Source organism: Acinetobacter sp. YH12040 (genome assembly GCF_013420005.1).
Taxonomy (GTDB): Bacteria; Pseudomonadota; Gammaproteobacteria; order Pseudomonadales; family Moraxellaceae; genus Acinetobacter; species Acinetobacter amyesii.
The window spans coordinates 140,819-155,170 of record NZ_VOZB01000005.1; the positions used below are offsets into that span (position 1 = coordinate 140,819).

Annotated in this window: 10 protein-coding genes; all 10 read right to left on the reverse strand. The window is 42.4% G+C overall.

All coding sequences use genetic code 11. The annotated features are described in order from the left end of the window. Positions 1–116: 116 nt before the first annotated feature. Positions 117–1,538: an FAD-dependent oxidoreductase gene (locus tag FTT99_RS07445; protein WP_180129584.1), complete on the reverse strand. Its 1,422-nt coding sequence runs from the start codon at positions 1,536–1,538 to the stop codon at positions 117–119. A gap of 69 nt (positions 1,539–1,607) precedes the next feature. Further along, positions 1,608–6,083, reverse strand: a complete 4,476-nt coding sequence (gene gltB / locus FTT99_RS07450; RefSeq protein ID WP_180161372.1) for a glutamate synthase large subunit — start codon at positions 6,081–6,083, stop codon at positions 1,608–1,610. A 445-nt stretch (positions 6,084–6,528) separates the two neighbouring features. Then, positions 6,529–7,368 (reverse strand): hypothetical protein, encoded by an 840-nt coding sequence (locus FTT99_RS07455; RefSeq protein WP_180129585.1) that lies wholly within the window; start codon positions 7,366–7,368, stop codon positions 6,529–6,531. A gap of 7 nt (positions 7,369–7,375) precedes the next feature. Next, positions 7,376–8,458 (reverse strand): 3-dehydroquinate synthase, encoded by a 1,083-nt coding sequence (gene aroB, locus FTT99_RS07460; RefSeq protein WP_180124536.1) that lies wholly within the window; start codon positions 8,456–8,458, stop codon positions 7,376–7,378. A 14-nt stretch (positions 8,459–8,472) separates the two neighbouring features. Next, positions 8,473–9,018 (reverse strand): shikimate kinase AroK, encoded by a 546-nt coding sequence (gene aroK / locus FTT99_RS07465; protein ID WP_078189378.1) that lies wholly within the window; start codon positions 9,016–9,018, stop codon positions 8,473–8,475. A gap of 36 nt (positions 9,019–9,054) precedes the next feature. Beyond that, on the reverse strand, positions 9,055–11,169 hold the full coding sequence (pilQ, locus tag FTT99_RS07470; RefSeq protein WP_180129651.1) for a type IV pilus secretin PilQ: 2,115 nt from the start codon (positions 11,167–11,169) through the stop codon (positions 9,055–9,057). A gap of 61 nt (positions 11,170–11,230) precedes the next feature. Beyond that, a complete protein-coding gene (locus tag FTT99_RS07475) occupies positions 11,231–11,758 on the reverse strand; it encodes a pilus assembly protein PilP (protein WP_078192530.1) in 528 nt (175 codons plus the stop codon). Continuing rightward, the gene (locus FTT99_RS07480; protein WP_078192531.1) at positions 11,755–12,477 is read right to left on the reverse strand and encodes a type 4a pilus biogenesis protein PilO; all 723 of its coding nucleotides are present in this window, start codon (positions 12,475–12,477) and stop codon (positions 11,755–11,757) included. Before FTT99_RS07480 ends, FTT99_RS07475 begins: the two co-directional genes overlap by 4 nt. Further along, the gene (locus tag FTT99_RS07485; RefSeq protein ID WP_078189382.1) at positions 12,474–13,160 is read right to left on the reverse strand and encodes a PilN domain-containing protein; all 687 of its coding nucleotides are present in this window, start codon (positions 13,158–13,160) and stop codon (positions 12,474–12,476) included. Before FTT99_RS07485 ends, FTT99_RS07480 begins: the two co-directional genes overlap by 4 nt. Continuing rightward, complete coding sequence (locus tag FTT99_RS07490; RefSeq protein ID WP_078192532.1) at positions 13,160–14,218, reverse strand: pilus assembly protein PilM; 1,059 nt, start codon at positions 14,216–14,218, stop codon at positions 13,160–13,162. The genes FTT99_RS07485 and FTT99_RS07490 overlap by 1 nt, the downstream gene beginning before the upstream one ends. Between the last annotated feature and the right edge of the window lie 134 nt (positions 14,219–14,352).

Consider the following 14,352-nt stretch of genomic DNA (forward strand, 5'->3'; position numbering starts at 1 on the left):
CGTATTTATCTGCAAAATCCATTCACTTGTCATTTGAGGTAAATTCCAAAAAATAAAAAACCCGCCGAAGCGGGTTTTTTGAATGAATCCAGTGTAAGCACTGGGCGTGTCATGACTTAAACATCTAAGTAGTCAAGAATACCTTCTGCAGCTTGGCGACCTTCCCAGATTGCGGTTACCACAAGGTCAGATCCACGTACCATATCACCACCGGCGAAAATTTTCGGATTCGATGTCTGGAACTTAAATTCTTGCTGTTCAGCAGCAATGACGCGGCCTGAACCATCCATACTGATGTTTGATGTTGTAAACCAATCTGCGGGGCTGGTACGGAAACCAAAGGCTAGCAATACTGCATCTGCTGGTAAAATTTCTTCTGAACCCGGAACTGGTTCAGGGCTACGACGACCGCGACTATCAGGTGCGCCAAGCTGTGTAGTCACAACTTTAACACCCGTCACTTTGCCATTTTCACCCACAATTTCAATCGGCTGACGGTTAAACTGGAATTCAACACCTTCTTCACGTGCATTTTTCACTTCACGACGTGAACCCGGCATGTTTTCTTCATCACGACGGTAGGCACAGACAACGGATTCGGCACCTTGACGGATCGAGGTACGGTTACAGTCCATCGCGGTATCACCACCACCGAGAACAATCACTTTTTTGCCTTCCATGCTGATGTATTCAGATGGATCTTTTTCCCAACCTTGCGTACGGTTGACATTGGCAATCAAGAAATCCAGTGCATCATGAACACCAACAAGATCTTCACCCGCAAAACCACCCTTCATGTAAGTATAGGTTCCCATACCCATGAATACAGCGTCGTAATCAGCCAATAGCTGATCTATCGTCACATCTGTACCAATTTCGGTATTTAGACGGAATTCAACACCCATGCCCGAGAAAATCTCACGGCGACGTTTCATTACGTCTTTTTCCATTTTGAATTCTGGAATACCAAATGTCAGCAAACCACCAATTTCAGGACGCTTGTCAAATACGACTGGCTTCACACCATTACGTACAAGAATATCTGCACAGCCAAGGCCAGCAGGACCTGCACCAATAATCGCAACTTTTTTGTCTGTCCACTTAACGTGTGACATATCTGGGCGCCAGCCCAATGCAAAGGCTGTATCGTTAATGTATTTTTCAGCATTACCAATGGTGACTGCACCAAAGCCGTCATTTAGCGTACACGCGCCTTCACATAACCGGTCTTGCGGGCACACACGACCACAAACTTCAGGCAAGGTGTTGGTTTGATGACACAATTCTGCCGCTTGGAAAATGCGACCTTCTGCAATCAGTTTTAACCAGTTTGGAATGTAGTTATGTACTGGACATTTCCATTCACAATACGGGTTACCACAGCCAAGGCAGCGGTGAGTTTGGTTTTTTGCAACTTCAGCTGTAAACGGTTTATAGATTTCCACAAATTCTGCTTTGCGGACAACTAGATCTTTTTTCTCTGGATCTTGGCGTGCTACATCCAGGAACTGAAAGTCATTATTTAGGCGCTCTGCCATGTCTCTCTCCGTGGGTAGGTGTAAGCATGTTTGGACTTACACCTGCCTATCAAATCTGCAGTAGTGGAATTATTGTGGATCAGCTTGAGTTGTTTTCAACAAAGTCTGCAAATTAGCAGCTTTTGGTTTCACAAGCCAGAATTTGCGGCTATAGAAGTCAAACTCGTTGCGGATCTTATACGCCCAAGCACTACCTGTTTCTTTAATATGTTCATCTAAGATACGGCACAAGAACTCTTTGTGTTCTTCCATCGACTCTGTAGAGATACGGTTCAATTCAATCAATTCGTGGTTGTAATGGTCAACAAAGTCATTGTCGAGGTCGAGCACATAAGCGAAACCGCCTGTCATACCCGCACCAAAGTTATGACCCACTTTACCCAATACAGTCACGATACCACCCGTCATGTATTCACAGCAGTGGTCGCCTGCGCCTTCAATCACGGCAAACGCACCTGAGTTACGCACAGCAAAACGCTCGCCTGCTGTACCTGCAGCAAACAATTTACCGCCTGTTGCACCATACAAACAGGTGTTACCAATAATCGCAGTATTTTGCGTTTGGAACGGTGAACCTTTCGGTGGGAAGATCGAGATACGACCACCAGCCATACCTTTACCCACGTAGTCATTCGCATCGCCTTCTAGGCTGATATGTAACCCACCTGCGTTCCAAACACCCAATGACTGACCTGCAGTCCCTGTTAATTTAACTCTAACAGGATGTGCTTCCATACTGAGGTTGCCATAACGTTTTGCAATCTCACCCGAAATACGCGCGCCTATTGAGCGATCACAGTTACCAATTGTGAAGCTATATTCACCGCCTGTACCTGCTTCAATCGCTGGCAGCATTTCAGCTACCATTTTCTCAGCCAATAAACCTTTATCGAATGGTGCATTACCTTGTACTTCACAGTACTGTGCTTTGCCTTCAGCCGCAGGATGCGATTGGAGTAATGCGCTCAAATCAAGGTGTGCATGTTTTTCAGTTTCACCTGGAAGCATTTCCAGTAAATCTGTACGGCCAATCAAATCTTTCAGACTTGCAACGCCTAGCGCTGCCAGCCATTCACGCGTTTCTTCTGCAATAAAGTGGAAGAAGTTGATCAGCATTTCAGGCTCACCGATATAGTGTTCCTGACGTAAATGATCTTGTTGTGTTGCAACACCGGTCGCACAGTTGTTTAAATGGCAAATACGTAGGTATTTACAACCCAATGCGATCATCGGTGTAGAACCGAAACCAAAACTTTCAGCTCCTAGAATCGCTGCTTTCACAACATCTAGACCCGTTTTCAAGCCGCCATCAGTTTGTACACGGACTTTGCCACGCAGGTCATTCACACGTAGCGCCTGATGCGCCTCAGATAGACCAAGCTCCCATGGAGAACCTGCATGGTGAATTGAAGAAAGTGGAGAAGCCGCTGTACCTCCGTCATAACCAGAAATGGTAATGAAGTCTGCGTATGCTTTTGCTACACCAGCCGCAATCGTACCAACACCCGGCTCAGAAACCAGCTTAACGGACACCATCGCCTGTGGGTTAACCTGTTTTAAATCGAAAATTAACTGTGATAAATCTTCGATTGAGTAGATGTCGTGATGCGGTGGCGGAGAAATTAATGTCACACCCGGCACTGAGTAACGTAAACGTGCAATTAAGCCATTCACTTTACCGCCCGGCAACTGACCACCTTCACCTGGTTTTGCACCTTGCGCCACTTTAATTTGAAGGACTTCTGCAGAAGTTAGATATGCAGGGGTCACACCAAAACGGCCAGATGCAATTTGTTTGATTTTCGAGTTACGGATAGTGCCGTAACGCGCTGGGTCTTCGCCACCCTCACCTGAGTTCGAGCGACCACCAATCGTATTCATAGCGATTGCAATAGCTTCGTGTGCTTCAGGTGATAATGCGCCTAAAGACATCCCAGCCGAGTCAAAACGTGGCAGAATTTCTTCCACGGATTCAACTTGATCGAGTGCAATCGATTGATCTGTTTTCAGCTTGAATAAGTCACGAATCGTCGCGATTGGACGGTTATTCACTAGCTCTGCGTATTCTTTAAAGTCCGCATAATTACCAGAACGCACAGATTTATGCAGCGCATTGATCACGTCTGGGTTAAATGCGTGATATTCCTTACCGAATACAAATTTAAGCATACCGCCTTGATCGATTGGCTTACGTGATTTCCACGCCAAATCTGCCAATTTTTTCAAGTCATTTTCTAGATCAGAGAATGTTGCGCCTTTAATACGGCTCGGTACACCCGTAAAGCATTTTGCAACCACTTCATCAGAGAGGCCGACTGCTTCAAACAACTGACCGCCACGGTAAGAGGCAACAGTAGAAATACCCATCTTAGAAAGTACTTTCAATAAGCCTTTCTCAATGCCTTTACGGAAGTTCGCTTGCGCATGGATTGGGTCACCCAGCAACTCGCCTTTCGCGATCAAGTCATTAATCACGTCATAAGCAAGGTACGGATAGATCGCAGTCGCACCGAAACCAAGAATCACCGCAAACTGATGTGCATCACGCGCCAAACCAGTTTCCACAATGATGTTGGCATCTGTACGTAGACCTACATTGATTAAATAGTGGTGAACCGCGCCAGTTGCCATCAATGCATTTGCAGGTAAGAAACCTTGACGGATTTTCTTATCAGACAATACAAGCAATGTTTTTCCGTCGCGAATCGCTTGTGCAGATTCTTCACAAATACGCGCGATAGCAGCTTCTAAGCCTTCATCTTCTGCATAGTTCAGGTCGATGTCTGCAATTTCGTAACCTTTACGGCCAAGGGTACGGATTTGATGCATTTTCGAATTTGACAATACTGGGCTTGAAATGATCAGACGATCTGCATGCTCTGGACCTTGTTCAAATACATTTTGTTCACGGCCGAGGCATGTCTCTAACGACATTACGATCGATTCACGTAATGGATCGATTGGCGGATTCGTAACCTGAGCGAACTGCTGACGGAAGTAGTCAGACACATGGCGGACTTGACGAGACAATACTGCCATTGGCGTATCATCACCCATTGAGCCCACGGCTTCCTGACCACTTTCAGCGATTGGACGAAGCAATTGGTCACGTTCTTCAAATGTCACCATGAACATTTTTTGTGAAGCTTTCAGGTCATCACCTTTTAAGCCTTGATCACATAAATATTCTTCTAGCTCTGGACTGCCTTGTACACGTACTGAGTTTTCACGTAACCACTGACGGTACGGACGCATACGTTTGAGGTGATTACTCACATCTTGAGTATCGAGCATTTTGCCGGTAAAGGTATCAATCACCAAGATTTGACCCGGACCGACACGGCCTTTAGACACAACGTCTTCTGGTTCATAACCCCAAACACCAATTTCTGATGCCAATGTGATGTAACCATTTTTGGTAATCACCCAACGTGCTGGACGTAAACCATTACGGTCAAGCATACAAATCGCATGACGACCATCTTGAATTACCAGCCCTGCTGGACCATCCCATGCTTCCATATGCTTCGAGTTGAATTCGTAGAATGCACGTAAGTCCGCATCTAAAGTTTCAACGTTTTGCCAAGCAGGTGGAACCAACATGCGTAGCGCACGGAACAAGTCCATACCACCACCGACAAGGATTTCCAGCATATTGTCTAAGCTTGAAGAATCCGAACCTGTACGGTTTACAATTGGGTTCAGCTCAGTTAAACCTGGCAGCAATGGGTTTTCAAATTTTGGTGTACGCGCCATCGCCCAGTTACGGTTGGCGGTAATGGTATTGATCTCACCATTGTGTGCTAAGTAACGGAACGGCTGAGCCAATGGCCAACGAGGCAAGGTATTAGTTGAGAAACGCTGATGGAATACAACAATATGTGACTTTAAACGCTCATCAGCAAGATCGGTATAGAAGTCAGCAATGGCTGCTGGCATCATCAAACCTTTATAGCTGATCACAGTTGAGCATAAAGTGGTTACATAGAAGTATGGGTCAGCAGTCAGCTGTTGTTCTGCACGACGACGTGCCATCACCAACTTACGGTTGAATTCAACCTCTGAAACACCCATTGGGCAATTCACGATAATTTGTTCAAATGCAGGCAATGACTGCATCGCGATTGAACCCAACGCATCGTTATTGGTTGGCACAACACGCCAAGCGATGACTTTACAACCTTCGTCTTCGATTTCTTTGGTTAAAATTTGTTTTGCATGTGCGGCTAATGCAGGGTCTAGATTTAGAAATACCGTACCCACAGCAAAGATTTCACTCAATGTAATGTCACTGAGTTTTTTCGCTTCTTCACGGAAAAATTCTTTTGGTATAGCAAGGAGTAGACCACAGCCGTCACCGGTTTTACCATCTGCGGCAATACCACCACGGTGGGTCATACAACTTAAACTATGCATTGCGGTTTTGACGAGATCATGGCTTGCATCACCCTGCATATGGGCGATTAAACCGAAACCACAGTTATCTTTAAACTCATCCGGTTGGTATAAACCTTGAGCGGGAGCTACAGTATTAGGCGATGGCATGTGCATAGCGTACCCTTCTTTTCTTTACAGCTCTTTCGAGCACTTAACAAACTAATTTCTTGTTGCGATTCGTCTTAACTTACTCACATGAATTGTTCTGTCGAGCAAAATTATTTCTTATTCACACCCTTAAGATAAACCGAATTCATCTTAGATGCATGAATAAAAGTCAAATTTTCTGCTTTTGCAGTTCAGATCAGGGATAACGACTGGATTAATGACTTCGCACTTTTATCGAATCATTTTCGCGCCAAAACAGGGAGAAAAGTTCAATTTACGCACCAATTAAGCAATTTATATGCCAACTTGATGCATTTTCTCCTAAGATAGCTGATTACAAGCATTTTTTAGTTATAACAAATAATTCAAATTGTTCTTTTTTTATTTTATGCACTTTTTCTGTGCAGTTTAAGCTTTTCATAAGACGTCTTGCGCTATTTTAGAACTAATTGAATGGATCGGTTACTTCTTGTTCTAGCGGTGCAGGTTTTGGACGTGGTACATCTACACTACTTTGTGATTTTTGCACATCAATCACATTCCCTTCAGCATCACGGCGAGTCACCGTAGTACTTGTTGTTGCATTAGCTGGAGTTGTTACTGTCGCTGCAGCCGCTGCTTTTCGTGCTGCGATTTGAGCTTCATCAATTTTCGGTAAAGGCACAGACTTTAATTTAACAGCATATAACTTTTGACTCGACGACATTTCTTCCGCGCCTAAGTCATTCACATATGCTTGATATTGTTTAAATTCCACAACCTTAGGTTTAATTGATGCAGGCAAAGCAATATTGAGGCTCGACATTGCAGTTTTCGCATCATTTTGAGACGAATATGGTCCTGTTAAAATGACGTATTGCTCAGGATGATCTTCACCAGAAAGACGTAGATAAATAAATTTGTGACGCTCAGGCTGCTTGCGTAAGAAGCTTTTTAAAATATCTTCTTCAGAAACCCTAAACAATTCAATACCATAAAGCTTGACAGAATCATTGATAAATTTAGTGCCGCGAAATTCTGGTTCATGTTGAGCTGTAGCAACCACACGGGTCGTCATATCAAGCGGACGCACTTCGTCATTTAATGCACCAAGATGGGACATTGCTGCCACTTTCTCTGGCTGAATTTGTAAATCGACTTCGGTTTCCGCTTGTTTTTCAACTTCAACCAATTCTTTGGTATCTGTAATCGCCCAAAAAACCAATGCAGCGAACAGACACACAGCTCCACCCACCAACCATGTGTAGTGATGAACTTTTTGCCATTGAGACTGCCGCGCTGCCATGATGTACCTACTCTGCCTGATTTGCCAAAATTGTCTGTTTCATTAATTCGACATCAAACTCTTTGGTGATGATGGCCTGACCTAATGATTTCAGTAAAATAAGTCGTAATTGCCCATTCAATACTTTTTTATCATGGGACATATACGCCAAAAATTCCTCTAGCGGAATTTTAGGGCAAACTATCGGTAATTGTGCACGTAAAATGATTTTTTTTGTACGCTCTAAATCTTTAACTGTGATCCAGCCCATACGATGGGACAAATCTGCAGCCATCACCATCCCTGTTGCAACGGCTTCGCCATGTAACCATTCACCATACCCCAAGTACGATTCAATCGCATGGCCAAAGGTATGACCCAAGTTTAATAACGCACGTTCGCCTTGTTCTTTTTCATCATTAGCCACAATACGCGCTTTATGAGCGCATGAACGATAAACCGCTTCAGCCAACAAAGTTGCATCGCCTGCAACTAAAGCATCCATATGCTGTTCAAGCCAAGTTAAGAATTCAACATCACCCAACAACGCATATTTGATCACTTCAGCCAAACCTGCAGAAAGTTCACGCGCAGGCAAAGTTTTTAATTGCGCCATATCCGCTAGGACCACTTGGGGTTGCTGAAAGGCACCAATCATGTTTTTACCTAGTGGATGGTTAATCCCTGTTTTGCCACCAACACTTGAATCCACTTGAGAAAGTAAAGTCGTCGGTACTTGAATAAAATACACACCGCGTTGATAGCATGCAGAGGCAAAACCGGTCATATCTCCAATAACACCACCACCTAATGCCAAAACCGTACAATCGCGGTTAAAGCCTGCTTCGAGCAAGGCATCAAAAATTAAATTCAAATGGTCTAAATTTTTATACTTTTCACCATCAGGCAAAATACATGTCGCAACAGTTTTCCCTAATGCCTCAATTGCTTCTACATAATGTTTTAAATAGAGCGGTGCAACTGTGGTATTAGAGACAATCATCACTTGTTTACCCTGAACATAAGGCTCAAGTAAAGTTTGTGGATTAAGGTCACTCCCAATAAAAATAGGGTAGCGACGATCACCGAGTTCAACATGTAAGGTTTGCATGAATTTAACCTTTTCTAACGAGATATATTTTGTGAAACAATTAAATTAAAAATTTTTTGCGCAAGATCTCTCGCGGCACCTTGATTGGTTTCAATAATATAGTGCGCGACTTCACGATAAAGCGGATCACGGGCAGCCAATAAATCTCGTAGCTTTTGCTCTGGATTTTCCACTTGAAGAAGTGGGCGATTTTTGTCGCGGTAGGTTCGTTGTAACTGAATTTCCACCGGAGTATATAGATAAACAACAATACCACGTTGTTTTAAAAATTCACGATTTGGGGGCTGAGTCACAGCACCACCGCCAGTCGCTAAGACCAGTTGTTTCTTTGCAGTTAACTCATCAATGACATTCGTTTCACGACTTCTAAAGCCTTTTTCCCCTTCCTTTTCAAAAATCCAAGGAATGGTCGCACCTGTTTTACGTTCAATTTCATGATCACTGTCTAGAAATTCACGTCCTAACAATTCTGCTAAATGTCGCCCTACGGTTGTTTTTCCTGCCCCCATTGGCCCTACCAAATAGATATTTGGTAGGGTTTCAAACTCTTTGCTTGGCAAGGAGTCACCTATTTCTTTTGTTAAATTGAAAATATATTAATGATTTCTGGTAACACTGTCATTAACAATTCGCGGAGTAACAAAAATCAGTAACTCATTTTTTGCATCGCTTTTCATATCTTTACGAAATAAGCGACCCACATAAGGAATATCACCTAAGAACGGTACTTTAGTTTGCTTACTTTGTGTTTCCTGATTAAAAATACCGCCGAGCACAACAGTTTCACCATTGTTGACTAAGACATCGGTATTAATTTCATTTTTATTCAGGATGATTTCACCATTTTGTGCATATCCTGCTGGTGAGTCGCTCTTGATATTCAGCTTCATTTGCACTTTACCATCTGGAGTAATGCTAGGCGTGACATCCAGACTTAATAAAGCTTCTTTAAACTCGGTAGAAGAAGTCGCATTTGAACCTGTACCCGTTGTGGTTTGATATGGAATTTCTTGTCCCGAAGCCACTTTCGCTTGTTGTTTATCCGCTGTCAGTACCTTTGGTGTAGAAATGACTTCACCATAACCATCTGCTTGTAAAGCAGAAAGCTCTAAATCCAACATAAAATCAGAAAGACTAATTAAGCCGAACGCAATTCGACTGGCACCTGCAGTAGTCACCCCTAAGTCCACGTTTAAGTTACTTGGACGCTGAATGGTATATTTCCCATCATCATCCGGTGTTTTTAAGTCCCAAAGCGTAGTATCACTACCACCCACCAATAAATGGTCATTTTGGTTAATCCCTTGAGACAAGAGACCCCATTTCACACCCATTTCTTTGGTAAAGTCAGTAGATGCTTTTACAATACGTGCTTCAACCATGACCTGCTTGACTGATACATCAAGCAAATCCACCATCTTACGAATCTGATCAATGTTTTGCGCGGTATCATTAATAATCAGTGTATTTGTACGCGTATCTGCAGAAATCGTTCCGCGTGGACTTAACAAATTACCCCGATCATCATCAGCATTATTACTATTATTTGACGAACCGCTATTACCCGCAGTTTTAGACTGCGTAATCAGCTTCTCTAGCTCAGCAGCTTTTGCATAGCTTAACGTTAAATATTCAGTCTGTAATGGTGCCAACTTCATACTTTGACGTAAGGCTTTTGCTTCTTCTTCTTCCGCTTTAATCAACTCAGATACAGGCGCAATCCAAATCACATTACCATTACGACGTTTGTCCAAATTCTTGGTTTTCAATACGATATCTAGCGCTTGATCCCAAGGCACATCTTTTAAGCGAAGTGTAATATTTCCTTGAACCGTATCAGCAGCAACCATATTGATTTCAGTGAAATCAGCCAAAAGTTGCAGCACACGACGTACTTCAATATCTTGGAAGTCTAATGAAATCTTCTTACCGGTATAATGATTGGCAGCTTTAGGACGTAATGGATTCTTATCTTCCGGACGTTTCAAACTTACCGTTAATTTATTATCAGTTTGGTACGCCATATATTCATAGCTGCCCGTCGACTGAATGGTAATCACACCATTACCGCCATCATTATGTGCATCCACCGTTGCAACAGGTGTTGCAAAATCATTGACATTTAAACGGCGAGTCAAATGTGCAGGTACTTTATTGCCTAAAGTACGGATCACCACTTTACTGCCTTGCTGTTGAACATCAACGGGAGTATTTCCACCCAGTAAATCAACAACAACTTGACCTTCACCATTAGAACCACGGTGGAAACCAATATTTGAGATGCCCTGTTGCTGACGTTGTGCTACAGGCTGTACATAATTTGCAGCTTGTGCAGAGTTGATTTTTAAAATAAAGGTATTACCTTCAACACGCGTGGTAAAAGCGCCAGCATTGGCTAAATTCACAGTTAAGCGCGCACGTTGTGCATCCGAACTCACATCCACAGTGCTCGCTTCAGCCGTTGCAACAGGAATTGAACTTTGTTTTAAATTTTGCTGTGCTTTATCAAAGTCTAAAACTAGTCGTGATGGTTGATCGAGTTGATAAGCTTGTGGTTGCGGCGGCAAGCCATTAAACATCACGCGAATTTCAGTCCCTTGACCTGGAATTTGCATTGGTACCACATTGGTTACACTCACCTGAGCATTAGCAACTTGCATCATCGCCATTGCAACAGCCCCCATCGAAAACTGACGAAACACATGATTCATTGTATTGCCATCCCCAAAAATAAAATCTTGTACACTATTCTTCATTTTTATTCCTTTAAGCTTAAGGTGCTGGTCCAATTAATATGAGACTTCTAGGACGCTCTACATATCCTTCTCGCCCATCCGGAATAATCTCAATCAAATCAATTTGAGTCGGGGTAATATTTACCACTCGACCATGATTGAGCCCCATATAACTTCCACGTTGAATACGCTCAACTTCACCATCAGGTGTCTGAATCAAGGCTAATATTTGCCCAGATTGGTTACGCATACTACCCTTCATATTCAGGGTTTCGAGTGCATAACTCTCCAAAGGTTGAGGCTGACGGCTCAAGTTTGGATAAACACGCTTACCTGCCATGATTTTAAGTTCTGCTGCCAAGGAACTTGGCAAGAACGGACTTTTTAAAGAATGCGCCGCATAATTAAAAGTTTCGACAGGTACAAAATCTGGCGCAGGTTCAATCGCTAGTGGAGCTTGATTGCGTATATTTGCCATCTCTTGATTGACCACATCAATACGTGATTCACAACCAGCCAATACAAATCCAACCATCACAGAAAGTGCCAATTTATTCATTTTCATTTTGGAGCCTCCTGTGTGCTTGCTGAATCTGCAGCTTTCGCAGCACTTTCAGTATTCCCTTCATAACGATATGTTTTTGCAGAAATCACATAGTCAATTTTTGGAATATCTGAGTTCTTTTCTTTATTTTCAGTTGCTGTAATCGTTAAATTATGCAAAGTCACAATCCGTGAAAGCCCCGCAATACTACTTACAAATGAACCAAAGGCGTGGTAATCACCTGTTGCCTCAATATGAATTGGCTGTTCCGTAAAGAACTCTTGCTTCACTTCAGGCTCAAGACGAATAATTTTAAATTTCAATCCAGAATTCACGCCTGTTAAGTTGATATCTTCAACCAAACCTGGAATTTCAGTTTCTTTCGGCAATTGTTCTAACTGTTGATTAAAACGTGCTTCCATATCCTGCAACTGCAATTGATATTGTTGCAAATTACGTAGTTTTGAATCTTTTTCACGAAACTCATTTAACAAATTTTGTTCTTGTGCATTGGCACTTGAAATAGCTTCAATCTTGCCTTTAATCGCCAAGAAATAGCCCAAAATTGCCACAAGGATAATGATAAAAATCCAACATGTAATTTTGACTGAAATTGGCCAACTACCATAGTTATTCGGATCTAGCGTATTGAACTGCTGTACAAACTTATCAAAAGTCATTTTCTTTTTCGGAATGACCACAGCATCTTGATTCAATTGTTCAAATTCATCACGACTCATTTTGCAGCCTCCGGAGTTGGTGTTGCTGCAGTTTGTGCGTCAGATGTTTGCGCCGATGAAGCTGACTGTCCTGCATTTGCTGCTGGATCATTAATGGTCGGCTGCGCAATTTGCTCCAAATCAGCAGTCACAGTAAATGCACCATAAGATTCTTCTACGCGAGGAACCACTGACGTCGGTGCTTTGTCTTTTTTCTCTTCCGCCACAAGGAATGAGCTCATGAAGGCATTACGATACCAAGGTGATGCTTCCAAATTACGCAGTAGATCTGCAACAGTGTTTGGACTTTCCGCACGCCCTTCGATCATAAATTTGTCGCCATTACGTTCAAATTTTGTGATGTACATATTGGCAGGTGTCACACGAACCAATTCATCTACAAGATGTACAGCGATTGGACGTTGACCTTGTAAGCCTTGAATCAACTTCATTCGTTCAATAATGGCATTACGCTGTTCCTGTAAACCATCCAAAGACTTTAATTGAACATCTAAGTTTTGGTTATGACTGATAATCAATTGGTTCGCTTGTTCTTGATCTTTTAATTTGTGATCAAAGTACAACCATGTTAAACCAACCCCAATTACCCCAATTAAGAAAGCCCCAATACAAAGTGCAATAAATTCTTTTTTTCGTTTCTCTCTTAGCTCATCACGCCAAGGGAGCAAGTTAATTTTTGCCATTAATCAAAACTCCTCAATGCTAGACCGCATGCCACCATGAGTGATGAGGCATCATTTTCAATTTTTTTAATATCAATTTGAGGTGAAAAACCCATTTGTAAGAATGGATTGGCAATCGTGACGCGGTAACCCAATTTTTGTTGAAGTAATTTTGCAAGCCCCGGAATATTGGCATTCCCCCCTGCCAATAAAATATGGTCAATTTCGTTGAACTGTGAAGATGAGAAAAAGAACTGTAAAGAACGTGCTGCTTGTTGAACGACAGCTTCTAAGAAGGGTTCTAAGACTTCGATATCATAATCATCTGGCAAGGCACGTGTTTTTTTCGCACGACCAGCTTCTTCGAAAGACAATGCATAGCGATTTTGAATTTCCTGTGTCAATTGTTTGCCACCAAACACTTGCTCACGGGTATAAATCACTTTGTTATTCTGCATGACAGATAAGGTCGTCATACTATGACCAATATCTAAAATACCCACGGTATTCACACCCATTGGCAAAGTATCTGAGAAAACTTTAAACGCATTTTCAATTGCAAAGCTTTCTACATCGCCAATTTTTGGTGTAAGACCAGCAAGCTGAATGACTTCCGCACGCGCTTCGACATTTTCAATACGCGTAGCGACAAGCAAAACATTGACACGATTTGGGTTGGACAGACGATCTGGCAAGACCTCAAAATCAAGGCTCGCTTCATCAAGTGGGAACGGAATATATTGCTCAGCATCATCACGAATCTGAATTTCACGTTCATCATCGTTCATATCTGCGTCCATTTCGATGATTTTTGTAATCACCATCGACGTTGGAACCGCCAAAGCTGCATTAGTGGTCTGCGTATTGGCCAAATTAATTGCGCGCTCTAAACAGTCACCGACAGCTTCCGGATTCAATATGTTCTTTTCAACAACACTTCCTTCTGGTAATGGTACCAAAGCATAGCTTTCTACCCAATACCGCCCACTCTTTACAGAAAGTTCCAAAACCTTAACAGAAGTCGAACTAATATCTACTCCTATTAACCCCTTATTTGGCTTACGATATAACCTGAGCACAATATAATTCCTATTATTTTTTTATCCCCAAAAAAATTAACCCACTAATTAGCATTGGTCTATAATTTTATACAGATACAATAACTCATCTAACAATCCGTATATCGAAAGGATATACTGACCACCAATTAGTT

Bases quoted from the DNA above. Each gene is read 5' to 3' on its own strand.
- FTT99_RS07445 (WP_180129584.1), bottom strand. From the start codon at position 1,538: ATGGCAGAGCGCCTAAATAATGACTTTCAGTTCCTGGATGTAGCACGC.
- gltB (WP_180161372.1), bottom strand. From the start codon at position 6,083: ATGCCATCGCCTAATACTGTAGCTCCCGCTCAAGGTTTATACCAACCG.
- FTT99_RS07455 (WP_180129585.1), bottom strand. From the start codon at position 7,368: ATGGCAGCGCGGCAGTCTCAATGGCAAAAAGTTCATCACTACACATGG.
- aroB (WP_180124536.1), bottom strand. From the start codon at position 8,458: ATGCAAACCTTACATGTTGAACTCGGTGATCGTCGCTACCCTATTTTT.
- pilQ (WP_180129651.1), bottom strand. From the start codon at position 11,169: ATGAATCATGTGTTTCGTCAGTTTTCGATGGGGGCTGTTGCAATGGCG.
- FTT99_RS07475 (WP_078192530.1), bottom strand. From the start codon at position 11,758: ATGAAAATGAATAAATTGGCACTTTCTGTGATGGTTGGATTTGTATTG.
- FTT99_RS07480 (WP_078192531.1), bottom strand. From the start codon at position 12,477: ATGAGTCGTGATGAATTTGAACAATTGAATCAAGATGCTGTGGTCATT.
- FTT99_RS07485 (WP_078189382.1), bottom strand. From the start codon at position 13,160: ATGGCAAAAATTAACTTGCTCCCTTGGCGTGATGAGCTAAGAGAGAAA.